We start from the raw sequence: 24,132 nt of genomic DNA on the forward strand, positions 1-24,132 counted from the left end.
CGGCTTCCCTATATTTGAAAAATGGATTTATTATGAAATCTCTGAATACTCTAGTGATATTAACTTCAGTAATATCCACCTCTGTTTTTGCTGGCGCTTATGTAGAAAACCGTGAGGCCTATAACCTGGCGTCTGACCAAATGGAGTTTATGCTCCGCGTCGGCTATAACTCCGATATGGGGGCCGGAATTATGTTGACCAATACCTATACGCTACAGCGTGATGATGAATTAAAGCACGGTTATAATGAGATTGAGGGCTGGTATCCGTTATTTAAACCTACAGATAAATTAACCATCCAGCCTGGTGGGTTAATAAACGACAAAAGCATTGGTTCCGGCGGCGCCGTCTATCTGGATGTTAACTATAAATTTACCCCGTGGTTTAATCTTACGGTACGTAACCGATATAATCACAATAATTATAGTTCAACCGATTTGAATGGCGAACTGGATAATAATGACAGCTATGAAATCGGTAACTATTGGAATTTTATCATTACCGATAAATTTTCTTATACCTTTGAACCACACTATTTTTATAACGTTAATGATTTTAATAGTAGTAATGGTACGAAGCATCATTGGGAAATCACCAATACCTTCCGTTATCGTATCAATGAACACTGGTTGCCCTATTTTGAATTACGCTGGTTAGATCGTAACGTGGGCCCCTACCATAGAGAGCAAAACCAGATTCGTATCGGGGCGAAGTATTTCTTCTGATATTATCGCCTCTATTTTTCGAATCTGCATCACAGCGGGTAGTTGTTCTGCCCGCTCATTCATCCTGAATCAGACTCCCGATATCCCGCCTCTAAGCGCCATGATAATATTCGCAAAGCGTTTTACCATATTCATGCTTATAGAGAAGGGAAACAAATGAATAAGCGATTTAATATTGATTGGGACAATGAATTAACCCAGGAACAGCTCATTAATTTGATTTTAACCGATGAAGATCTGCCAAAGCTTCGCTCACTGACCATTGGTAACTGGGGTGATTGTTGGGAAGACGAAACCTGCCAGCCTATTATTGATATGATTGTGGAGAACGCCTCCCGCTTTACTCACCTGGAATCACTGTTTATCGGTGATATGGAGAGCGAAGACTGCGAGATCTCCTGGATTAAACAAGGTGACTATTCCAGGCTCTATGCGGCGTTACCCAATCTGAAAGAACTGATTATTAAAGGCGCGTCGGATCTGCGACTGGGCGCTATACATCATGAGAAACTGGAGCACCTGGAAATCATTTCCGGCGGCATCCCTTCTAACATACTTGCCGAACTACAAAATGCGCAGCTCCCTGCATTAAAAACGCTGAAGCTCTTCCTGGGCGTAGAGGGATACGGTTTTGACGGTTCGCTGGATGACGTGATGGCGCTGGCATCGAAAGATCTTTTCCCTCAGCTCACCCATCTGGGGTTGATGAACAGCGAAGAGCAGGATGATATCGCCCGCCGGGTGCTGGAAAGTAATATCCTGCCGCAGCTTAACGTGCTGGAACTCTCATGCGGTACCTTAACGGACAACGGCGCAGAGGCGCTGCTGGAGCATAAAGACCGAATTGCGCATCTGGAAACACTCGATCTCCACCACCACTATTTGACGCCGGAGATGCAGGAAAAGCTAAAAGCCGCGCTGCCGATAACCCTGAATCTTTCAGAAGCTCTGGAGCCTGATGATTACGATGGCGATATTTATATGAATGCGATGTACACCGAGTGATTGTGTAGGGGAATGTGCACATTCCCCTACTCAACGATAAAGGGATTTATTGTGATTACGCTCATTGGCCCCCGTCAGAGCAAGCGCACGCATTATTTTATGCAGGCTGCCGCCGTACTTGGGGAACCCGTCACGGCGCTGACTCATCCGCAAGCGCTGGACGCTTCGCTGACCTCTGGCATCGTTAAAATCGACCCGCCAGTACACAGTGAAACTGACATCCGCAAAATAAACGCGATCGGTCTGGACTATATCCATTTTTTGCAGAACATGGCGGCGCGTCCTGGCGTCACCTGGCTTAACCATCCGGCGGGCCTCATTCACCTGTTGGATAAAAAACGCTGCAAGCGGCGCTTACTGGAACACGGCATCCCCACGCCGCCGTTGGTAGCGGAAGACGTAAAAAGTTTTGCACAGCTCACCGCCATCATGGAGGAAAAAAGGGTCGCCAGCGTGTTCATTAAGCCCTCGCTGGGTTCTGGCGCGGCGGGCGTTATCGCTTTGCGCCGCCACCCCGATGGCATAAAGCAGGTGCTTTACAGCGCGATTGCCATATCAGGACAACAGCTATTTAACAGCAAAAAAATCCAACAGTATCGTCAGAAAGAAGATATCCAGCTCATTATTGATGGCGTTCTTCAGCAGGAAAACCTCGTCGAACAGTGGCTGCCCAAAGCCAGCGTAAAGCATAAAACCTATGATTTACGCATCGTCTGCCTGGATGGCGAAATTATCTGGCGAGTGGTCAGAACCTCCTCGCAGCCCATTACTAACTTACATCTGCAAAACCAGGCTTACTGCTTCGAAAGTCTGGAGTTATCTGCCGCAAAAGTGACTGAGATCGATACGCTCTGTCAAAATGCCATGCGACTTTTCCCTGGCATTCGCTTAGCGGGTATTGATGTTTTACTTACTACCAGCCTGACGCCGTATATTATTGAAATTAATGGCCAGGGTGATTTGATTTATCAGGATGCGCAGCAGAACAATCTAATTTATCAGGCGCAAATCCGGGCCATGAGGAAGCAAAATGTATAATTCAATGGATGAAGTCCCCGTCTCGCTGCACGCGTCGATTGACACCGGCGATGGCGAACTCGATATGAATGCGCTAATTAGTAATAACGCTCATATTCTTTTTATTGTGCTGGACTCGTTACGCTACGATATTGCGCTTCAGGAACAAACTGCCGGAAATACGCCAAACCTTAATCATTATGGACAATGGACGAAATGCGAGGCGGCCGGTAATTTTACCTGGCCTTCGCATCACGCCATGTTTTCAGGTTTTATGCCAAAACCTATTGATGATACCGTTAATCAGACCATGCTGTTTTTCCCAAAAGATATCGGACTTGGTCGTAAAGGACCGAAAAATGCATTTGCCTTTGATGACGCAACATGGATAAAAAGTCTGGAAAATAAAGGCTACCAGACCATCTGTATTGGCGGCGTCTCTTTCTTTAATAACCGCTCCGGCATGGGAAAAGTGTTCCCGTCGATGTTTAAAAAGAGTTACTGGCATCCACGCTTTGCCTGTACGGTTAAAGAAAGTATGGATAACCAGATCCATTATATCCAGAAAATCATGGCCGAGCGTGCTGGCAGCCAACCGGTCATGATGTATATCAATATCGACACGATTCATTACCCTAACCATTTTTACGTTGAGGGCGCGGCCCCTGGCGATACCGTTGAGACCCATGCCGCCGCGCTACGCTATATCGACGCCCGCATCGACGGATTACTGAACATTTTCCGCCAAACTGGCGGCGAAACGTTCGTTATTGTCTGTTCCGATCACGGTACCTGCTATGGCGAAGACGGGAAATATTTCCATAGTTTTAATCATCCGATCGTTAATACCGTTCCCTATATGCATTTCTTGCTGAGCTGTAATCATTAATATGAATAACAATGATATTTATCGTCAGTATATGTACAGTTATCCGCATAAGACGGCTTATCGGGAGCTGGAGAACGTCAGCTTTAGCGAAGTAAAACCGCGCATTTACGAGCACGACACACATCTGTATGTTCATATGCCCTTTTGTCAAAGCCGCTGCGGGTTCTGTAATTTATTTACCTGCACAGGCGCAGAGAATACGTTCATTGATAGCTATATCGATGCGATTATTACCCAGGGCCGACAAATGGCGCTGGCGCCCGTCCACTGGGCAAGCTTTACCGTAGGCGGCGGCACACCTCTGCTATTAAACATTGCGCAATTAGAGAAGTTATTTTTTTCCGTCTTTGATGTGCTCAATGTTGACTGGAATATTTATAAAACGATTGAAACTTCCCCTACGGATACCACAGCAGAAAAAGTAGCACTATTAAACGCCTTTTCCGTTAATCGCGTCAGTATTGGCGTACAAAGTTTTCATGATAGCGAGTTACATACGCTGCATCGCCGCCACAATGCCGCCAGCGCGCACCAGGCGCTGGAATGGCTAAAGGCGGGTCATTTTCCATCACTCAATATTGATATTATTTACGGCATTCCCGGTCAGACTCACGCAAGCCTGACGGAATCGTTACATCAGGCGCTCGTTTATCAACCGGAAGAGCTGTTTCTTTATCCGCTTTATAATATGCCTCGCCAGGGAAATATGCATAGCTACTACATTTTAGCCCGCGATCTTTTACGCAACGCGGGCTACACCCAAACGTCCATGCGCCGTTTCGTCCTTAATCCAGCGCCATCCGCCGCGGCGGAAAGCTGCGGATTTGAAAACTCACTGGCGCTCGGCGCGGGCGGCAGAAGTTATCTTGGCAATCTGCATTACTGTTCACCGTGGTCGTCGAACCTGCAAACATCACGAAAAATCATTCAGGCGTTTATCGACAGCCCGGATAAAACCGTCATTAATCACGGTTATCTGCTTCCCCCTGATGAAATGAAACGCCGCTTTATCATTAAAAATTTATTTTTCTGGCAGGGACTTTCTCTTAGCGATTATCAGCAATATTTTGCCAGCGATGCGCTAAGGGATTTCCCCGACCTGGAACTCTTCATACGGCAGGGCTACTGTTATCAGAATGGCAGTCGCCTCCGGCTAACGGAGACCGGTATGGCATTATCCGATTGCCTTGCACCTGTGTTCGTTTCGCCTGAGGTGATGCTACGGGAGAATCGGCAGAGATGAGCGCCCCCGCCCTGCGCGATATTCACACGCTGTTTTATCGCGGCTATCTTAAATCGTGTAATTATCATTGCGGCTATTGCCCGTTCCATAAACACGCCCGTAACGATAAAAAACGCGACGAAGCCGCGCTATGGCGTATGGTTGACCATTTGCCTCTTTTAGGTACGCCGTTGAATGTGATGATTACGCCTTATGGCGAGGCGCTACGCTTGCGTTATTACATGGCGGCGCTGGCAGAAATTAGCCGCTATCCTCATGTTCAGGCGGTCGGCATACAAACTAATGCCTCTTTTTCGTTAATGTCATTGCTGGAATCATTTCGTGCCGGCGGCGGAGATATCTCAAAGCTTCGGTTATGGTGTTCTTTTCATCCCTCACAAATTACCGCTGAGCGCTTTCTCCAGCAGTGTTTAGCGCTCTCTGCCGCAGGAATAATCTGGTGCGCGGGGGCTGTCGCCAGTATGAAAGATATCGACCAGTTTCGTTGGCTACGCCAGCAGTTGCCTGACCAGAATTATTTTTGGTTTAACGCCAACGAGTGTGCCAATACCCGGCATACCGTTGAGGAAACCATCGCCTTCGGCGAACTCGATCCGCTGTATGTGATTGAAACACAGCAGTGGCCAGCGCAGCTGGATATCTGTACCGCAGGAAGAAAAAGTATTTTTATGAATGCAGAAGGCGATCTTTTTGCTTGTCATATCAGCAAAATTAAAATGGGTAATTTATATCAGCAACGGCTTAATTCTCCCGCCTGCCAGGCAAAACAATGCCACTGTTTTCTCGCTTATCAGCACCGTCTCGATATTCCATTGCTGAATCACCTGGATACCTCACGCTGTTTTAGGATCGGGCGCTCATGCGATATCGTTTAATCGCTTTTGATCTTGATGGAACGCTGCTAAACCGTAATAAACAAATTCTGTCAGAGTCGCTAACCGCTATCCGTCAGATGCAGGACATGGGCTGCCGAATAATGCTTGTTACCGGTCGCTCTCATCGTGAAGCCTATGCGTATTATCAAACGCTGGCGCTCACCGAACCGATGATCTGTTGTAACGGAAGTTATATTTATCAACCGGCTCAACAGCAGATCCTTCATCCGCAGCCGCTGACGCACTTACAAGCGGAAAAAATACTGGCGCGGGTATATCCGCTTAAACCGACAATTCGTGCTGATGATAAAATAATCTTTCAGGCTGATGAGCTAAGCAGTAGGGAGAATATTTGGCAAATCAGCGTCGTTCATCGGCACATAAAACAACTACAACATATTGCTGAGTTTATACAGCATGAATTACAGCTAAGCTGTACCTGGTCCTGGCATCATCAACTGGATATTCTCCAGAAGGGGTGTAGCAAAGGACAAAGCCTCGTCAGATATGCACAGCAACAGCATATCGCAATGCGCGAAGTGATGGCGTTTGGCGATAATGATAACGATGCGGAAATGCTACGTTTAGCCGGATTGGGCGTCGCGATGGGGAATGCCAGCGCTCGGGCAAAGATGTATGCGGATAGCGTCATTGGTCGGCATAATACGCCAGCGATTGCTGATTTTTTGACGACCTTATCTCTTTATCAATGTGAATAAAAAAACCCCGCCGAGTTTTCATTTCGGCAGGGTTTTTATCCGTAAGAGCGTTAATTACTCTTCTTTCTGACCACGGTTCGCACGGCGGCGATCGTTTTCCGTCAGGTGACGTTTACGGATACGGATAGAGGTTGGGGTGACTTCTACCAGTTCGTCGTCATCAATGAACTCCAGCGCTTGCTCAAGGCTCATTTTAATTGGCGGAACCAGAATCACCGCTTCATCCGTACCGGACGCACGCATGTTGGTCAGTTTCTTACCGGTCAGGCAGTTTACCGTCAGGTCGTTGGAGCGACTGTGAATACCAATAATCTGGCCTTCGTAAACTTCCGCGCCGTGACCCAGGAACAGCTTACCGCGATCCTGCAAACCGAACAGCGCAAACGCCACCGCTTTACCCTGACCGTTGGAGATCAGTACGCCGTTCTGACGCTGGCCCACTTCACCCGGACGAATATCGTCGTAGTGGCTGAAGGTGGAGTACAGCAGACCCGTACCGGAAGTCATGGTCATGAATTCTGAACGGAAACCAATCAGCCCACGGCTTGGGATCACGTAGTCGAGACGTACGCGGCCTTTACCGTCCGGATTCATGTTTTTCAGGTCGCCTTTACGCTCGCCCAGCGCCTGCATGACAGACCCCTGGTGCTGCTCTTCGACGTCCAGCGTCACGTTTTCGTACGGCTCTTGTTTACGACCGTCGATTTCACGGAAGATAACTTTCGGACGGGAAACCGCCAGTTCGAAACCTTCACGACGCATATTTTCAATCAACACGGACAGGTGCAGTTCGCCACGACCGGATACACGGAACGCATCCGCATCTTCGGTTTCTTCAACGCGCAGCGCCACGTTATGCACCAGCTCTTTGTTCAGACGGTCAAGAATTTGACGAGAAGTCACAAACTTACCTTCTTTACCGCAGAACGGCGAGGTGTTAACGCAGAAGAACATAGACACGGTCGGCTCATCAACGGACAGCGCCGGCAGCGCTTCAACGTTCTGCGGGTCGCAGATGGTGTCGGAGATGTTCAGCTCGCCCAGACCGGTGATCGCAATGATATCGCCCGCTTCGGCGATATCGCTGTCGATACGCTCCAGACCCAGATGCGTCAGCACTTTACCTACTTTCGCGTTACGGGTTTTCCCTTCACTATCGATGATAGTGACCTGCTGGTTCGGCTTCACTTTGCCGCGTTTGATACGGCCGATGCCGATAACGCCAACGTAGTTGTTGTAGTCCAGCTGGGAGATCTGCATCTGCAACGGACCATCGAGGTCAACGTCCGGCGCCGGAACATGATCAACGATCGCCTGATACAGCGGGGTCATGTCTTCCGCCATATCTTCGTGGTCCAGACCCGCGATACCGTTCAGCGCCGAAGCGTAGATGATCGGGAAGTCCAGCTGTTCGTCGGTCGCGTCGAGGTTAACAAACAGGTCGAATACCTGGTCAACAACCCAGTCAGGGCGCGCGCCAGGACGGTCAACCTTGTTGATAACCACAATAGGTTTCAGGCCATGAGCAAAGGCTTTTTTAGTCACGAAGCGCGTTTGCGGCATCGGGCCGTCAAATGCGTCAACCACCAGCAGCACAGAGTCAACCATGGACATGACGCGCTCTACTTCACCACCGAAGTCAGCGTGCCCGGGAGTATCAACGATGTTGATACGGTAATCATTCCATTTAATAGCGGTGTTTTTAGCGAGGATAGTAATACCACGCTCTTTCTCCAAATCGTTGGAGTCCATCACTCGCTCTTGAGTTTCGGCACGCGCGTCGAACGTACCGGATTGCTGGAGCAGCTTATCAACCAGGGTAGTTTTACCATGGTCAACGTGCGCGATGATGGCGATGTTACGCAAATTTTCGATCACAACTTTGCCTCAGGCATTAGAAATAGCGCGTTATTGTACACGGATTAATCGCACTACAAAACAGGATCACAAACATCCTCCGCAAACAAGTATTGCAGAGTCTCTTTGTGATCGCTTTCACGGAGCGTTAAAAGGGTGGCTTGCGTTCTATTGCACCAATGTGGTGCTTAATGTTCACATTGAAGCACTATTTTGGTGCAACATAGTCACCGTGGTGCAGCCCTTTTGCACGATGGTGCGCATGATAACGCCTTTTGGGGGCAATGTGAAAGTTGGCACAGATTTCGCTTTATATTTTTACGGCGACACGGCCAGCAGAATTGAAGATCTCGTTACCACGACGACCGACCATGACCAATCCGGGAGAGTACAAGTATGTCCGCTGAACACGTTTTGACGATGCTGAACGAGCACGAAGTGAAGTTTGTCGATCTGCGCTTCACCGATACCAAAGGCAAAGAACAGCACGTCACGATTCCTGCTCATCAGGTAAATGCCGAATTCTTTGAAGAAGGCAAAATGTTTGACGGCTCCTCTATCGGCGGCTGGAAAGGCATTAACGAATCCGACATGGTGCTGATGCCAGACGCATCCACCGCAGTGATTGACCCGTTCTTCGCAGACTCTACCCTGATTATCCGTTGCGACATCCTGGAGCCTGGCACTCTGCAAGGTTATGACCGTGACCCACGTTCCATCGCAAAACGTGCGGAAGACTACCTGCGCGCGACCGGTATCGCCGATACCGTCCTGTTTGGGCCGGAACCTGAATTCTTCCTGTTCGACGACATCCGCTTCGGCGCATCTATCTCCGGCTCACATGTGGCGATTGACGATATTGAAGGCGCCTGGAACTCCTCTACCAAGTACGAAGGCGGCAACAAAGGCCATCGTCCGGGCGTGAAAGGCGGTTATTTCCCGGTTCCGCCAGTTGACTCCGCGCAGGATATCCGTTCTGAAATGTGTCTGGTCATGGAGCAGATGGGCCTGGTTGTTGAAGCGCACCACCACGAAGTAGCGACCGCAGGTCAGAACGAAGTGGCGACCCGCTTTAACACCATGACCAAAAAAGCCGACGAAATTCAGATTTACAAATATGTCGTGCATAACGTGGCTCACCGCTTCGGTAAGACCGCGACCTTTATGCCAAAACCGATGTTCGGCGATAACGGTTCCGGTATGCACTGCCACATGTCGCTGGCGAAGAACGGCACCAACCTGTTCTCTGGCGACAAATATGCCGGTCTGTCTGAGCAGGCGCTGTACTACATCGGCGGCGTCATCAAACACGCCAAAGCCATCAACGCCCTGGCGAACCCGACCACCAACTCCTACAAGCGTCTGGTCCCGGGTTACGAAGCGCCGGTGATGCTGGCCTACTCCGCCCGTAACCGTTCCGCCTCCATCCGTATTCCGGTGGTGGCGTCTCCGAAAGCGCGCCGTATCGAAGTTCGCTTCCCGGACCCGGCGGCTAACCCGTATCTGTGCTTTGCCGCCCTGCTGATGGCCGGTCTGGACGGGATTAAGAATAAGATTCACCCGGGCGAAGCCATGGACAAAAACCTGTATGACCTGCCGCCGGAAGAAGCGAAAGAGATCCCACAGGTAGCGGGTTCTCTGGAAGAAGCGCTGAACGCGCTGGATCTGGACCGCGAGTTCCTGAAAGCAGGCGGCGTGTTCACGGATGAAGCGATCGATACGTATATTGCGCTGCGTCGCGAAGAAGATGACCGCGTGCGTATGACCCCGCACCCGGTAGAGTTTGAGCTGTACTACAGCGTTTAATCGTATATTAAAAATCCGACGAATTTCGCGTTGCGGCAAGGCGGCAACTGAGCACATCCCCAAGAGCATAGATAGCGATGTGACTGGGGTAAGCGAAGGCAGCCAACGCAGCAGCAGCGTGAAAGGCGTCAGGAGTTTTTGAGTTGCCGTGGAAACTTTCAGCCCATCCCAGGATGGGCTTTTTTCTCCACCAACAATCTGATCTCACGCGCTTTTTAGTGGTAAAAAGCTATAATGCACTAAAATGGTGCAACCTTTTCCAGGAGACTGCTGAATGGCAAGCGGCATACAGCCCGATGCTGGGCAGATCCTCAATTCGTTAATCAACAGCGTGCTGGTGGTCGACGACGCGCTGGCAATCCATTACGCCAATCCTGCCGCGCAGCAGTTGCTCGCGCAAAGTTCACGCAAACTGTTCGGGACGCCGTTACCTGAACTGTTGAGCTATTTTTCGTTAAACATTGACCTGATGCGCGAAAGTTTAGCGGCAGGGCAAGGCTTTACCGATAACGAAGTGACGCTGGTGATTGATAGTCGCTCGCATATTCTCTCTTTGACCGCCCAACGTCTGCCCGACGATTTTATACTGCTCGAAATGGCGCCGATGGATAACCAGCGTCGTCTGAGTCAGGAGCAGTTGCAGCACGCGCAGCAAATCGCCGCCCGCGATCTGGTGCGCGGTCTGGCGCACGAAATCAAAAATCCGCTCGGCGGCCTGCGCGGCGCAGCGCAGCTACTCAGCAAGGCGCTGCCCGACCCGGCGCTAACGGAATATACCAAAGTCATCATTGAACAGGCCGACAGGCTACGCAACCTTGTCGATCGTTTGCTGGGGCCGCAACACCCGGGAATGCACATTACCGAGAGCATACATAAAGTCGCGGAGCGCGTGGTCGCGCTGGTGTCGATGGAACTGCCGGATAATGTCCGGCTTATCCGCGATTACGACCCCAGTCTGCCAGAACTGCCGCACGATCCGGAACAAATTGAGCAAGTACTGCTGAATATTGTCCGCAATGCCTTGCAGGCGCTGGGGCCGGAAGGCGGCGAAATTACGCTGCGTACGCGTACCGCCTTCCAGTTAACGCTGCATGGCGAACGCTATCGCCTGGCGGCGCGTATAGACGTTGAAGACAATGGACCGGGCATTCCTCCCCATTTACAGGATACGCTGTTCTACCCGATGGTCAGCGGTCGCGAAGGCGGCACCGGGCTTGGGTTATCTATCGCCCGCAATCTTATCGATCAACACGCCGGCAAAATTGAATTTACCAGTTGGCCGGGGCATACCGAGTTTTCGGTTTACCTGCCGATTCGGAAATAGAGGTGTTTATGCAACGAGGAATAGTCTGGGTCGTCGATGATGATAGTTCCATCCGTTGGGTGCTTGAACGTGCTCTCGCCGGGGCAGGGTTGACCTGTACCACCTTTGAGAATGGTAATGAAGTACTGGCTGCGCTGGCCAGTAAAACGCCGGACGTCTTGCTGTCGGATATCCGAATGCCGGGAATGGACGGGCTGGCGCTATTAAAGCAGATTAAACAGCGTCACCCGATGCTTCCGGTCATCATTATGACCGCGCATTCCGATTTAGATGCCGCCGTGAGCGCCTATCAGCAGGGGGCGTTTGATTATCTGCCTAAACCGTTTGATATTGATGAAGCCGTCGCTCTGGTCGAGCGCGCGATTAGCCACTATCAGGAGCAGCAGCAGCCGCGTAATATCGAGGTTAACGGCCCGACAACAGACATGATAGGCGAAGCGCCCGCCATGCAGGATGTGTTTCGCATTATTGGTCGACTGTCGCGTTCTTCGATTAGCGTGCTGATTAACGGCGAATCAGGGACCGGTAAAGAACTGGTCGCCCATGCGCTTCACCGCCATAGCCCACGCGCCAAAGCGCCGTTTATCGCGCTCAATATGGCGGCCATCCCGAAAGATTTGATTGAATCCGAACTGTTTGGCCATGAGAAAGGCGCTTTTACCGGGGCGAATACCATCCGGCAGGGCCGTTTCGAGCAGGCTGACGGCGGCACGCTGTTTCTGGACGAAATTGGCGATATGCCGCTGGATGTCCAGACTCGTCTGTTACGCGTGCTGGCTGACGGACAGTTCTACCGCGTGGGCGGGTACGCGCCGGTAAAAGTGGATGTGCGCATTATCGCCGCCACCCACCAGAACCTCGAACGACGCGTTCAGGAAGGGAAATTCCGCGAAGACCTGTTCCACCGCCTGAACGTGATTCGTATCCATCTTCCGCCGTTGCGCGAGCGCCGTGAGGATATTCCGCGCCTGGCGCGCCATTTTTTGCAGGTCGCCGCCCGTGAATTAGGCGTGGAAGCCAAATTATTACATCCGGAAACCGAAACGGCGTTAACGCGCCTGGCATGGCCTGGTAACGTGCGTCAGTTAGAAAATACCTGCCGCTGGCTCACCGTCATGGCCGCCGGACAGGAGGTATTGATCCAGGATTTACCGGGCGAACTGTTTGAAGCCTCGGCGCCGGATAGCCCGTCCCACCTGCCGCCGGATAGCTGGGCGACATTACTGGCGCAATGGGCGGACCGCGCCTTGCGATCCGGTCATCAAAACCTGCTTTCTGAAGCGCAGCCAGAACTGGAAAGAACGCTACTGACCACGGCGTTACGCCATACGCAGGGTCATAAACAGGAAGCCGCCAGGCTGCTCGGTTGGGGGCGAAACACCCTAACGCGGAAGTTGAAAGAGCTGGGAATGGAGTAAACATTACCCGCGAGTGTAAAGATTAATAATTGAGCGCAAAACGCTGCTATTTTGCGCTTTACTGTTCCGATGAGTTCAGTATGATCATGCCCGGCAAACGGGGGGATTCATTATGTTAGAATCTATTATTAATCTGGTATCGAGTGGAGCGGTCGACAGCCACACGCCACAAACTGCGCTAGCCGCCGTGTTGTGTGCCGCGCTGGTGGGACTGTTCAGCTGACAATGTGCCGGATGGCGCTAATGCTTATCCGGCCTACAGGTTATCGCAACGTGTAGGCCCGGTAAGCGCAGCGCCACCGGGCAACCCGGCTAAATGACGCGCGAGAACTGCTGCATCCGCGCTTTCTGGCGCAGATACGCGTCAAAGCACATGCAGATATTGCGGATCAGCAAACGACCTTTCGCCGTCACCTGAATTCCCTTCTCGCTAATATCCACCAGCCCATCTTTCGCCAGCGGCGACAGTAACTGCAAATCTTCGGCAAAATACTCAGCGAAATGCAAACCCCACTGCTGTTCGACAGCGTTAAAATCCAGGCGGAAGTTACAAATCAGCGCCTTGATAACATCGCGACGAATGCAATCATCACGGGTCAGCGTAATACCACGCCATAGCGCATTGCCCCGCTCATCCACTTGCTGGTAATAACGCTTCAGCTCTTTCTGGTTCTGCATGTAGCCATCGCCAATCATGCTGATAGCAGAAACCCCCATCCCCAGCAGATCGGTATCGCCCTGGGTCGTATAGCCCTGAAAATTACGGTGCAGCACGCCTTCGCGCTGCGCGACGGCCAGTTCGTCGTCCGGACGGGCAAAATGGTCCATCCCGATAAACTGATAACCGGCCTGAGTAAGCGATACGATCGTCTCCTGCAAAATATCCAGTTTCTGCTGCGCGCTGGGTAAATCGGCATCTTTAATTTTACGCTGGGCGGCAAAAAGCGTTGGCAGATGCGCATAGTTAAAGACGCTCAAACGATCGGGGTTCAGCTCCGTCACACGCTTCAGCGTGAAAGCGAAGCTTTCCGGCGTCTGTTTCGGTAGACCGTAGATCAAATCGATATTGGTCGAGGTAAAGCCGATATCGCGGGCGTGATTAAGCAGCGCAAAGATGAATTCTTCATCCTGCTCGCGGTTAACCAGGCGCTGCACCTCTTTATTAAAGTCCTGCACGCCCATACTCAGGCGGTTAAAACCTTCCGCACGTAAATGATCGAGCACATCCAGCTCAATTTCACGGGGATCGACTTCGATCGAGATTTCCGCGTCGGTATTAAAGTGGAAATTTTCACGCAACAGCGTCATTAAGCGGCTGATTTGCGCTTTATTCAGGTAAGTAGGCGTACCGCCGCCCCAGTGAAGCTGGCTGACATGACGGTCTGCAAACAGCGGCGCGCGATGACGAATTTCCTGCTCAAGCGCGTCAAGGTACTGGTCAGCTTTATGCTGTTGGCGGGTGACAATCTTGTTGCAGCCGCAGAAATAACACAACTTGTGACAAAACGGGATATGCACATACAGCGAGAGCGGACGTTCAGGATAACGCGCCACAGCCTGCAAGAATGCGGCGTCCTCGAAGTCTTCAGAAAACTCCAGCGCGGTTGGGTACGAGGTATATCGTGGCCCGGAATAGTTATATTTCTGGATCAGGGCCAGATCCCAGTCTATTTGCTGTTCAGACATGCTCACTCCTTCCGATGGCGTCTCTGGCGGGTACGGCGTACCGGCTTCACGCCATGACGGGCGGCAAGCCGGCTGCGCAGCCATTTCTGTCGCCGCGACAATCGCTGTAGTTTAACGAATAACCACACCAGATAACATATAACCGGAAGGGTTATAAGCAGGACGGGCAAGCCCACGGTGTAAACCCGTTAGTTGCCGCCTCTTAGCAGGCGCATCATATCTTCCTGCTTCTCGTCCTCTTCGTCGTCTTCTTCGTCGTCATCGTAAGACAGACCAAGCTTCTGCATCAGTTCATCAATACGATCCAGTTTGGCATCTACCCAGGCTTGATCTTCCGCACTCAGGGTTTCGCCCGCTTCCAGACGTTCTAACAGCGCATCCAGGCGCTCATCCGTTTCCAGTAAATCCAACTCCGCCTGCGGTGAAAGCATAGGTTTCTCACTTTTCGGTTTATGCTGTTGGGTCACTTTTTCAGTCACGCCCAATGGAACAGGTGTTTTACTGCCAATACGTGGATCTTTTTGTTGATTCTGATTGCCGCCGCCCGAAGCGGAATTGCCGCCCGCCGCGCGACTTCCCGGCGCATGACCGCGATGTTTTTTCAGGCGTTTACGGTCGCGCGCCTCCTGGTTTAACTCTTCACGCGTTTTACGACGCTGTTTGCCAAAGGCTTTACTGCGCGGTGCAGAGGTTGGTTTTTTCATGATGTCAGATCTTTAAGCCGTTTTATTCAGTATAGAATTGAGGCGGAATCTAGCAGAAAGCAAGCAAAGAAAAAAGGCGACAGAGTAATCTGCCGCCTTTTTTCTTGACTCACGACCCTTAACGGGTTCCACCATCCCTGTTGGCTATCAACACGCCCTGTTTTTCCCTTAGCCTGGAACATTCCATGTTGTTTCCATTTCCTTTTACTAACGTCTCCGGACGTTTGTCTTCCTGACAATCCTGTGTCTTCGCCTCCTGGCGCTCCTGACCCTCATCCTGAGTCGTTGATCCTGTTAGCGTCCTCGCTATGTGCATTACTTTACTCTTTTGGGGTAAACTCACAAGATACCGACACGGAAAATCCCTTTTTTTCAGACAATTACCTTTCTATAACTTCATGATTTAACTATGTTAACTGGCTTTGAGCCTGACAACGACTCTGTCATGTCGCATAAGTGCAATGGACAATGTCTCACAAAGCGTATGGCTTTTGCTTACAGCACCGACGCGCCGAAAAATCCGTCTTTTGCTGGCGTTCAGGTATAATCGCCACAATGCTTTGACTGACGGAGACGACCGCTTTGACTAACCTGAATTATCAACAGACGCATTTTGTGATGAGTGCGCCTGATATTCGCCATTTACCTTCCGATTGCGGAATTGAAGTGGCTTTTGCTGGCCGTTCCAATGCAGGCAAATCCAGCGCCCTGAACACGTTGACCAACCAAAAAAGCCTGGCGCGCACCTCTAAAACGCCGGGCCGTACCCAACTGATTAACCTGTTTGAAGTCGTAGATGGCAAACGGTTGGTCGACCTGCCGGGCTATGGCTACGCGGAAGTCCCGGAAGAGATGAAACGCAAGTGGCAACGCGCGCTGGGGGAATATCTGGAGAAACGTCAAAGCCTACAGGGCTTAGTCGTTTTAATGGATATCCGCCATCCGTTGAAAGACCTCGACCAACAGATGATCCAGTGGGCTGTAGAGAGCAATATCCAGGTTCTGGTTCTGCTGACCAAAGCGGACAAACTGGCCAGCGGCGCGCGTAAGGCGCAGTTGAATATGGTACGTGAAGCCGTGCTGGCTTTTAATGGCGATGTGCAGGTAGAAGCGTTTTCCTCGCTGAAAAAGCAGGGCGTGGATAAGTTACGTCAGAAGCTGGATAGCTGGTTTAGCGAACTGGCACCGGTCGAAGAGATTCAGGACGGGGAATAATCATCCGCTATGCCGGATGGCGCCGCTGCGCGTCTTATCCGGCCTACGGTACGAGCGAAACTTTTCTTACGCCCAATAAAAAACGCCCCAGTCATAAACTGACTGGGGCGGCTAAAATATTCAGCCAAATCCGATTACGTGAAGTAAAAGGTCTGAAAGATAGAACATCTTACCTCTGTACCCTACGTGAATAACTTTACTCTTTTTTGAGCAACACAGAAAGACCTTTTCGTAATTTTTTTTCATTCTTTACATAGGGAATTCTAATACCCATCACAAAATCCCCGTGCTTATGTTGCTTAATTACGAAAAAAGCGCGTTATTCCTTAAATGCTTAGTGCGCTTGATCCCAATTTTCTCCGCTACCGACTTCCACCAGCAACGGCACATCAATACGCGTGCAGTTTTCCATCAACTGATGGATACGTTTTGCTACCGCATCTAAGTCGTCTTTATGCACCTCGAACACTAATTCATCGTGTACCTGCATAATCATCCGCACGCGCGGCTGCTCGGCCTGTAGCCAGGCATCGACGGCAATCATGGCGCGCTTGATGATATCGGCAGCCGTTCCTTGCATGGGAGCATTGATCGCCGCGCGTTCCGCCCCCGCGCGCCGCGCCGCGTTGCTGGATTTAATATCCGGCAGGTAAAGGCGGCGTCCCTCCAGCGTTTCCACATAACCTTGTTCTTTTGCCTGAGCGCGTGTGCGCTCCATATATTCCAGCACGCCAGGATAGCGTTCGAAGTAGAGATCCATATACTTCTGCGCCTCTTTACGCGGAATATTAAGCTGGCGAGAAAGACCGAAGGCGCTCATCCCGTAAATCAGGCCAAAGTTAATGGCTTTCGCACTTCGGCGTTGCTCCCCGGTCACGCTATCCAGCGGCAAGCCAAAGACTTCCGCCGCCGTTGCGCGGTGAATATCCTTCCCTTCGGCGAACGCCGTAAGCAGTCCTTTATCACGGGAAAGATGCGCCATAATACGCAGCTCAATCTGTGAATAGTCCGCAGATACGATGAGATAATCCTCAGGCGCAATAAATGCCTGACGAATGCGGCGGCCTTCTTCATTGCGCACCGGAATATTTTGCAGGTTCGGATCGGTGGACGATAAACGTCCCGTCGCCGTTACCGCCTGATGATAGGAGGTGTGGACGCGCCCGGTTTTCGGGTTAATCATCAGCGGCAGCTTATCGGTATAGGTGGATTTTAGCTTCGCCAGACCACGATACTCCAGAATCACTTTCGGCAGCGGATAGTCCAGCGCCAGCTCTTCCAGCACCTCTTCCGACGTTGACGGCGCGCCGCCAGGCGTTTTCTTCAACGGCTTAATACCCTGCTTTTCAAACAGGATAGTCTGCAACTGCTTCGTCGAGGACAGGTTGAACGCCTCGCCCGCAATGTCATGCGCTTTCTTTTCCAGTTCCGCCAGACGTAGTGTGATTTCTTCCGAATGTTTGTGCAGGACGGCAGGATCGATTTTTACGCCATTGCGCTCAACGCGTGACAGTACCGGCACCAGCGGCATTTCGATGTTTTCGAAAACATTCAGCGGGCCTTTGTGCTGCTGGAGCTCTGGCCACATTTTGAGATGCAACTGTAACGTGACATCCGCATCTTCTGCCGCATAGCGCCCCGCTTCCTCCAGTGCGATCTGGTTAAAGGTGAGCTGGTTTTTACCTTTACCGGCAATGTCTTCAAAGGTGATAGTTTTGTGCTTCAGCCAACGATCGGACAAACTGTCCATATCATGGCGTCCGGCGACGCTGTTCAGAATGTAAGACTCAAGCATGGTATCGAAGGCGATACCGCGCAGCTCAATACCGTAATTTTGCAAGACGCCGCGATCGTACTTGAGGTTTTGCCCCACTTTGCGCACTTTTTCATCTTCCAGCAGCGGCTTCAACAGTTCCAGAGCACGCTGGCGGGAGATTTGATCCGGAGCGTCCAGATAATCATGCGCGACAGGTACATACGCGGCAACGCCAGGTTCGATGGCAAACGAGAGGCCCACCAGGTTGGCGGCGATATTATCCAGGCTGTCGGTCTCCGTGTCGAAAGCAAAAACTGGCGCTTTTTTCAGCTTTTCAATCCAGCTTTCCAGCGTAACGTCGTCCAGAATAGTGACATAATTTTCATAAGAGAGCGCCGCTGCCGGTTCGCTGGGCGATTCATCAATAACGACCGTTTCCTGCGGTTTGGCCGCCGATTTCGCGCCCTTTGCCTGTAGCCATTTGCCGGACTCAACGTCCGCCGTCCAGCGCTTAAACTCATATTTTTTAAACAGGCCCAGCAGTTCATCCGCAATCGGCTGCTGTACTTCAAGCTGTTCGCAGGTCAGCTCCAGTTCAACATCCGTTTTAATGGTGGCGAGTTTATAAGACAGGTACGCTACGTCTTTATTCTGCGCTAATTTAGCGGCCATCGTTTTGGCGCCGCGGAAAGTGAGACCGGCAATTTTTTCCGGCTCGGCGTACAGCGTATCCAGGCCGCCCAATCCCTGAAGCAAAGCTTGCGCCGTCTTCTCACCCACGCCAGGTACGCCTGGAATATTATCCGAGGAGTCCCCCATCAGCGCCAGAAAGTCGATAATCAGCTCAGGCGGCACGCCGTACTTATTAACGACTTCATCCGGGCCGAGGATGGTGTTAGTCATGGTGTTGATCAGCGTAATATTCGGCGTCACCAACTGTGCCATATCTTTATCGCCGGTGCTGATTAATACCGGACGCCCCACCTTCTCCGCCTCTCGCGCCAGTGTACCGATAACGTCATCCGCTTCTACGCCAGAGACCGCCAGCAGAGGTAACCCCATGGCTTTAACCATGGCATGTAACGGCTCTATTTGCGCACGCAGATCATCCGGCATCGGAGGGCGATGCGATTTGTAATGTTCAAAGAGCTCATCACGGAAGGTTTTTCCTTTGGCGTCAAACACCACCGCAGCATGCGTCGGCTGATACTGCATGATCAGGCTGCGCAACATGTTGAGGACACCATACATTGCGCCCGTAGGTTCTCCCGCGCTGTTGGTTAACGGCGGAAACGCATGATAGGCGCGATAGAGATAGGATGAGCCATCTACGAGAATAAGTGGGTTTTCTGGGATCTGAACCATAATGTCCGTGCCTGTTTAACAGATTATGGTTAAAGGATGCCACATACAGGAGGAAAACTTGAGTTTTTCGCCGCATTTGCGGAAAAGTTTTGTCGATCTTCAGGATCGCTCGCAAAAAAACCTGTGGATAACTTTGTGTGTAAATTCTTACCATTACTTTAAAATCAGCGCGATAGCCTTCTCCTCTTAATAATTACCCATTATTTTCAATGAGTTGTTAACATCACGTTTTTCTGATTATCTGATTCATGCCGTTATCATAATGTGGATAGTTATTACGAGTGTTTCTATTTCACTCAGCGCCATCATTAGCATCGTTTTCTGATAGAATCAGCCTCTTGCGCCCTTTTCGCGCACCGTTTATGGCTAACTTTTGAATAATTTATTATGACGAGAATACTCGCGGCTATCACGCTCCCATTGAGTATCGTATTGACCATCCTGGTCACTATTGTTTGCTCAGTACCGATCATCGTTGCCGGTATGGTAAAGCTCCTTTTGCCTGTTCCCGGTATCTGGCGCAAGGTCTCCATTTTCTGCAATTTCATGATGTATTGCTGGTGTGCTGGTCTTGCAGCGCTGTTACGCCTTAATCCGCACTTGCAATGGGATGTAGAAGGGTTAGAAGGGCTGAGCAAGAAAAATTGGTATTTACTGATTTGTAATCATCGCAGCTGGGCCGATATCGTTGTGCTTTGCGTTCTGTTCCGCAAGCATATCCCAATGAATAAGTACTTTCTTAAACAGCAATTGGCCTGGGTGCCGTTCATTGGCCTGGCGTGCTGGGCATTAGATATGCCGTTTATGAAGCGCTACTCCCGTAGCTACCTGCTCCGCCACCCCGATCGACGCGGCAAAGATGTTGAAACAACTCGTCGCTCTTGCGAAAAGTTTCGTCGGTATCCCACCACTATCGTTAACTTTGTTGAAGGCTCGCGATTTACGCATGAGAAACGTCAGCAAACGCATTCACCTTATCAACATCTGTTGCCGCCAAAAGCAGCCGGGATTGCAATGGCGATTAATGTTTTAGGCTCACAGTTCGATAAGCTGCTTAATATTACGTTGTGTTACCCAAACAACGATAGTCACCCCTTCTACGATATGCTAAGCGGTAGGCTGACGCGTATTGTTATTCGGGTGCAACTGGAACCCATAAATGAAGAACTGCACGGCGATTACGTGAACGACAAAACATTCAAACGCCGTTTTCAACGTTGGCTTAATACGCTGTGGGATAAGAAAGATATACAGATAGAAGAGATTAAAACATCTTATAAAAACGCCGGTCAGTGACCGGCGTTCTTTTTATTTTTTATCAACCAAATATTTCACGGTATCAGCATACTGCTGAACAAAAACATCCATGCTGCTGGTATCCATGCCTTGTGGGTTAATCTGGTATTTGCCATTGACGAACATCGCCGGAACGCCCTGCAGTTGCAGGTCAGCCGCGGCCTTCTCCTGTTGCGCAACCAGTGATTTCACCACGAAGCTGTTCCATGCCGCATCGTAATCTTCGCCTTTGACGCCCGCATCAACGAACACTTTACGGATATCCGCGGCAGATTGTACTGTCTGGGTTTTCTGTACGGCTTCAAACAGCGGGACCGTGACTTTATCTTCTACACCCAACGCCATCGCCACCGCCCATGCCTGGGTGAGCTCCTTGCCCAACGGCCCCAGGAACTCAACGTGGTACTTGGTCATTTTGGTGCCTTCCGGCAGCTTTTTCTTCACATTGTCAGACACATGAAGCACTTCTTCAAACTGATAACAATGTGGGCAGTAGAAGGAGAAAAACTCCAGTACCTGGGGTTCGCCAGCGACCGGTTTATCCAGCGTGATATACTGTTTACCGTCGCTGATCTGTGCTGCCGAGGCGCTAAAAGCTAAAACCATACCAGCCAGCGCCAGCCAAATCTTTTTCATGATCAACTCTCTCCGATTAATACATTGGCGTTAATTGTAAAGGGGGTTCGTGCAAAATTTTAGTCTGCTCAATAAAAGTCGTTGTCTGTCGCTGCCAGTAATCTTCCCCTGTTAACCAGGGAAAGTTTTTTGGAAACGCAGGATCGCCCCAACGACGAATCAACCAGGCAAGATAATAAACTAAACGCATGGCACGTAAAGGTTCAATGAGGCCAATTTCAGCCGTATCGAACTCACTAACTTCTTCATAAGCTTCAATAATGGTTTCAAGCTGCATTCGCTGTTCGGCTTTGTCGCCGTTCAGCAGCATCCATAAATCCTGTATCGCCGGGCCGTTACGGGCATCATCTAAATCGACAAACAGCGGTCCATCACGCCATAGAATGTTGCCGGCATGACAATCGCCGTGCAATCGCAGCGTGGCGAAATCGGTGCGCCAGCATTCGGTAACTGCAGACAGTAGAGTATCAGTGGCTTTCAGGAAAGCCGCTTTTTGCCCGGAGGGAATCAGTGCGGCATCTTCGAATACCTGGCGAGGTTCAAAAAGATACTCTGCAAGCCCAATGTCAGGCCGGAAAGTGAAAGGACATTTTCGCCCCGTCTGATGCAATCGGCCAAGATAATGCCCTACCGCCTCCATCTGATCGATATTGTCTGCTTCAAACTGACGACCGCCTACGCTGGGGAAAATGGCATAATGATAGCCCTGATGCGCTAACAGCGTCTGGCCATTAAACGCGAGCGGAGCAGCAACCGGAACCTCATCCTTCACCAGTTCAAGCGCGAATTGGTGTTCTTCCCGAATTTGATCAACAGACCAGCGTTCAGGACGATAAAACTTAACGACAAAACGTCGACGGTCTTCATCCTGAAACTGATAGACGCGGTTTTCATAACTGTTTAGTGGAGTCAGCCCGGAATCCACCCTGATCCCCTGTTCAAACAGCGCATCCATGATGGTTTCCGGGTGTAGCGTCTGGAAAGTAAAAGCGTTGTCGTTCATCCCATCATCCGGAAAATACTACGAATGATTCAGGATATCATTTCGTGACGATTTCGGTGGCGCCGCTTACAAGGTTTTACTCTTTAATAACGCCGCGGGCGCGTAAAAGCGCCGTTTTAAAGTCCTCTTCATAGTCTTTTTGAATCCCTGGAATGGCGGCGTCTTTGGCAGAATCGCGCATTTTCAGATGGTAGATCAGGATATCATCAGTTAAATCTTCCAGTTTGCCGTCAAAACCTGACTCTTTCGCCAGTTTCTGCAAAAATTGCGTCAGATTAAGATCAGGCTCTTTCTGCCAGGCTGGCTGGAGGAGTTCAATGACTTCATTCAGGCGTTTACATTTCATAGCTGTGCTCCTTATTCTTGATACAGACACGGTAGCAGGGTCAATCCCACAATAAAAGAGGAGATATCGGTGAATCTGGATGAAGTAATAACCGGCGTGGTGCTGGCAGGCGGTAAAGCCCGGCGGATGGGAGGTGCGGATAAAGGTCTGCTTGAACTGGACGGGAAACCGCTCTGGCGACACGTTACCGACGCGCTCGCGCCACAACTTGCTACGGTCGTCATTAGTGCTAATCGCCATCTGGATATCTACCAGGCCAGCGGCCTGAAAGTCATTCCGGATTCAATCGCTGACTTTCCCGGTCCGCTGGCGGGTATGCTTTCCGTTTTTCAGCAGGTAGCAGGCGACTGGTTTCTGTTTTGTCCCTGTGACAATCCCTGTATCCCCCACAACCTGGTCGATCGTTTAGCAGCGCAGCGTCATGGCGCACCCGTGGTTTGGGTTCATGATGGAGAACGCGATCATCCAACGATCGCGTTGATTAATCGTGCCGTTGAGCCCCAGTTGACAGCTTATTTGCAAGCAGGCGAACGGCGGGTAATGATTTTTATGCGCCAGGTAGGAGGACACGCCGTTGATTTCAGCGATTGTAAGGAGGCATTTGTGAACGTCAACACGCCGGAGGAACTCGCGCAATGGCAAAAGAGACCATGATACCGCTACTCGCCATTGCCGCGTGGAGCGGCACGGGAAAAACAACACTGCTGAAAAAACTGATCCCAGCACTTTGTGCGCACGGTATTCGGCCAGGGCTGATTAAGCATACCCATCATGATATGGATGTCGATAAGCCGGGTAAAGATAGCTACGAATTACGTAAGGCCGGGGCGGCACAGACGCTGGTTGCCAGTCAGCAGCGCTGGGCGTTAATGACTGAAACGCCGGGGCAAGAAGAGTTGGATCTGGCATGGCTGGTGAGTCGGATGGATGCATCAAAACTGGATCTGGTGCTGGTAGAAGGGTTTAAACACGAAGCAGTTGCGAAGATCTTACTTTTTCGTCAGGGATGTGGGCACAGCGAGGAAGAATTAATTCTTGATGAGCATGTTATTGCGGTTGCCAGTGATATTCCACTTGCCGTAGCGGTACCCGTTTTGGATCTTAATGATGTATCGCAGATTTCTGCCTTCATTTTGCGGTGGTTAGAGAAAGCACGTTCCTTGTAGGCCGAATAAGGCGGGGCCGCCATCCGGCGGTGCCGGTTGCCTGATGGCGCTGCGCTTATCAGGCCTACATTTTTACAGTTA

The 24,132-nt window shown here is 50.7% G+C and carries 23 protein-coding genes; 15 read left to right on the top strand and 8 right to left on the bottom strand.

Translation table 11 applies throughout. The features are described from left to right. The first annotated feature begins 32 nt into the window (after nucleotides 1–32). From ompL to ACLD3P_RS18045, 7 genes are all read left to right on the top strand, one after another. The gene (ompL, locus tag ACLD3P_RS18015; RefSeq protein ID WP_000838828.1) at nucleotides 33–725 is read left to right on the top strand and encodes a porin OmpL; all 693 of its coding nucleotides are present in this window, start codon (nucleotides 33–35) and stop codon (nucleotides 723–725) included. A gap of 156 nt (nucleotides 726–881) precedes the next feature. Then, the gene (locus ACLD3P_RS18020; RefSeq protein WP_411006537.1) at nucleotides 882–1,730 is read left to right on the top strand and encodes an STM4015 family protein; all 849 of its coding nucleotides are present in this window, start codon (nucleotides 882–884) and stop codon (nucleotides 1,728–1,730) included. 12 nt (nucleotides 1,731–1,742) lie between these two features. Next, a complete protein-coding gene (locus ACLD3P_RS18025; RefSeq protein WP_077943752.1) occupies nucleotides 1,743–2,768 on the top strand; it encodes an STM4014 family protein in 1,026 nt (341 codons plus the stop codon). Continuing rightward, nucleotides 2,761–3,636, top strand: coding sequence for an STM4013/SEN3800 family hydrolase (locus ACLD3P_RS18030; RefSeq protein ID WP_076936009.1), 876 nt, complete (start codon nucleotides 2,761–2,763; stop codon nucleotides 3,634–3,636). Before ACLD3P_RS18025 ends, ACLD3P_RS18030 begins: the two co-directional genes overlap by 8 nt. 1 nt (nucleotide 3,637) lies before the next feature. Next, the gene (locus ACLD3P_RS18035) at nucleotides 3,638–4,879 is read left to right on the top strand and encodes a coproporphyrinogen III oxidase family protein (protein WP_411006536.1); all 1,242 of its coding nucleotides are present in this window, start codon (nucleotides 3,638–3,640) and stop codon (nucleotides 4,877–4,879) included. Next, on the top strand, nucleotides 4,876–5,754 hold the full coding sequence (locus tag ACLD3P_RS18040) for an STM4011 family radical SAM protein (RefSeq protein ID WP_411006535.1): 879 nt from the start codon (nucleotides 4,876–4,878) through the stop codon (nucleotides 5,752–5,754). The genes ACLD3P_RS18035 and ACLD3P_RS18040 overlap by 4 nt, the downstream gene beginning before the upstream one ends. Next, entirely contained in the window at nucleotides 5,739–6,473 is a 735-nt protein-coding gene (locus tag ACLD3P_RS18045; protein WP_411006534.1) for a Cof-type HAD-IIB family hydrolase, read from the top strand. The genes ACLD3P_RS18040 and ACLD3P_RS18045 overlap by 16 nt, the downstream gene beginning before the upstream one ends. A gap of 54 nt (nucleotides 6,474–6,527) precedes the next feature. Here ACLD3P_RS18045 and typA read toward each other — a convergent pair whose 3' ends face one another. After that, nucleotides 6,528–8,351 carry a ribosome-dependent GTPase TypA gene (gene typA, locus ACLD3P_RS18050; RefSeq protein WP_000572064.1) on the bottom strand — a complete coding sequence of 608 codons (1,824 nt, stop codon included), beginning with the start codon at nucleotides 8,349–8,351 and terminating at the stop codon, nucleotides 6,528–6,530. 375 nt (nucleotides 8,352–8,726) lie between these two features. On the opposite strand from typA, the gene glnA reads away from it, so the two are divergent. From glnA to ACLD3P_RS18070, 4 genes are all read left to right on the top strand, one after another. Beyond that, a complete protein-coding gene (gene glnA / locus ACLD3P_RS18055) occupies nucleotides 8,727–10,136 on the top strand; it encodes a type I glutamate--ammonia ligase (protein WP_411006533.1) in 1,410 nt (469 codons plus the stop codon). A gap of 274 nt (nucleotides 10,137–10,410) precedes the next feature. Then, nucleotides 10,411–11,460: a nitrogen regulation protein NR(II) gene (glnL, locus tag ACLD3P_RS18060; protein WP_000146194.1), complete on the top strand. Its 1,050-nt coding sequence runs from the start codon at nucleotides 10,411–10,413 to the stop codon at nucleotides 11,458–11,460. A gap of 8 nt (nucleotides 11,461–11,468) precedes the next feature. Further along, nucleotides 11,469–12,878, top strand: a complete 1,410-nt coding sequence (gene glnG, locus ACLD3P_RS18065) for a nitrogen regulation protein NR(I) (protein WP_001188782.1) — start codon at nucleotides 11,469–11,471, stop codon at nucleotides 12,876–12,878. Between the two features lie 112 nt (nucleotides 12,879–12,990). Continuing rightward, a complete protein-coding gene (locus ACLD3P_RS18070; protein ID WP_001578131.1) occupies nucleotides 12,991–13,101 on the top strand; it encodes a YshB family small membrane protein in 111 nt (36 codons plus the stop codon). Nucleotides 13,102–13,190: 89 nt separating this feature from the next. On the opposite strand, the gene hemN is transcribed toward ACLD3P_RS18070, so the two are convergent. From hemN to ACLD3P_RS18085, 3 genes are all read right to left on the bottom strand, one after another. Continuing rightward, entirely contained in the window at nucleotides 13,191–14,564 is a 1,374-nt protein-coding gene (gene hemN / locus ACLD3P_RS18075; RefSeq protein ID WP_000003520.1) for an oxygen-independent coproporphyrinogen III oxidase, read from the bottom strand. Nucleotides 14,565–14,752: 188 nt separating this feature from the next. Continuing rightward, the gene (gene yihI, locus ACLD3P_RS18080) at nucleotides 14,753–15,268 is read right to left on the bottom strand and encodes a Der GTPase-activating protein YihI (protein ID WP_000743292.1); all 516 of its coding nucleotides are present in this window, start codon (nucleotides 15,266–15,268) and stop codon (nucleotides 14,753–14,755) included. Nucleotides 15,269–15,386: 118 nt separating this feature from the next. Next, nucleotides 15,387–15,611 carry a hypothetical protein gene (locus ACLD3P_RS18085; protein ID WP_001541209.1) on the bottom strand — a complete coding sequence of 75 codons (225 nt, stop codon included), beginning with the start codon at nucleotides 15,609–15,611 and terminating at the stop codon, nucleotides 15,387–15,389. Between the two features lie 239 nt (nucleotides 15,612–15,850). Between ACLD3P_RS18085 and yihA the strand changes: the two genes are divergently transcribed. Next, nucleotides 15,851–16,483: a ribosome biogenesis GTP-binding protein YihA/YsxC gene (gene yihA, locus ACLD3P_RS18090; protein WP_000183327.1), complete on the top strand. Its 633-nt coding sequence runs from the start codon at nucleotides 15,851–15,853 to the stop codon at nucleotides 16,481–16,483. 334 nt (nucleotides 16,484–16,817) lie between these two features. Here yihA and polA read toward each other — a convergent pair whose 3' ends face one another. Beyond that, nucleotides 16,818–19,604 (bottom strand): DNA polymerase I, encoded by a 2,787-nt coding sequence (gene polA, locus ACLD3P_RS18095; protein ID WP_411006532.1) that lies wholly within the window; start codon nucleotides 19,602–19,604, stop codon nucleotides 16,818–16,820. 387 nt (nucleotides 19,605–19,991) lie between these two features. On the opposite strand from polA, the gene ACLD3P_RS18100 reads away from it, so the two are divergent. Next, nucleotides 19,992–20,900 (top strand): acyltransferase, encoded by a 909-nt coding sequence (locus ACLD3P_RS18100; protein ID WP_058344369.1) that lies wholly within the window; start codon nucleotides 19,992–19,994, stop codon nucleotides 20,898–20,900. Between the two features lie 12 nt (nucleotides 20,901–20,912). On the opposite strand, the gene dsbA is transcribed toward ACLD3P_RS18100, so the two are convergent. The 3 genes from dsbA to ACLD3P_RS18115 form a co-directional block, all read right to left on the bottom strand. Beyond that, nucleotides 20,913–21,536, bottom strand: a complete 624-nt coding sequence (gene dsbA, locus ACLD3P_RS18105; protein WP_000725364.1) for a thiol:disulfide interchange protein DsbA — start codon at nucleotides 21,534–21,536, stop codon at nucleotides 20,913–20,915. A gap of 16 nt (nucleotides 21,537–21,552) precedes the next feature. After that, on the bottom strand, nucleotides 21,553–22,539 hold the full coding sequence (locus ACLD3P_RS18110) for a serine/threonine protein kinase (protein ID WP_001646929.1): 987 nt from the start codon (nucleotides 22,537–22,539) through the stop codon (nucleotides 21,553–21,555). Between the two features lie 76 nt (nucleotides 22,540–22,615). Further along, entirely contained in the window at nucleotides 22,616–22,885 is a 270-nt protein-coding gene (locus tag ACLD3P_RS18115) for a YihD family protein (protein WP_000649858.1), read from the bottom strand. A 69-nt stretch (nucleotides 22,886–22,954) separates the two neighbouring features. Between ACLD3P_RS18115 and mobA the strand changes: the two genes are divergently transcribed. Next, a complete protein-coding gene (gene mobA, locus ACLD3P_RS18120; RefSeq protein ID WP_411006531.1) occupies nucleotides 22,955–23,539 on the top strand; it encodes a molybdenum cofactor guanylyltransferase MobA in 585 nt (194 codons plus the stop codon). Beyond that, nucleotides 23,536–24,051, top strand: a complete 516-nt coding sequence (gene mobB, locus ACLD3P_RS18125) for a molybdopterin-guanine dinucleotide biosynthesis protein MobB (RefSeq protein WP_010989262.1) — start codon at nucleotides 23,536–23,538, stop codon at nucleotides 24,049–24,051. Before mobA ends, mobB begins: the two co-directional genes overlap by 4 nt. The last annotated feature ends 81 nt before the right edge of the window (nucleotides 24,052–24,132 follow it).

The sequence above is a fragment of the Salmonella sp. 741265073_HBA genome, from assembly GCF_046569105.1.
Lineage (GTDB): Bacteria > Pseudomonadota > Gammaproteobacteria > Enterobacterales > Enterobacteriaceae > Salmonella > Salmonella enterica.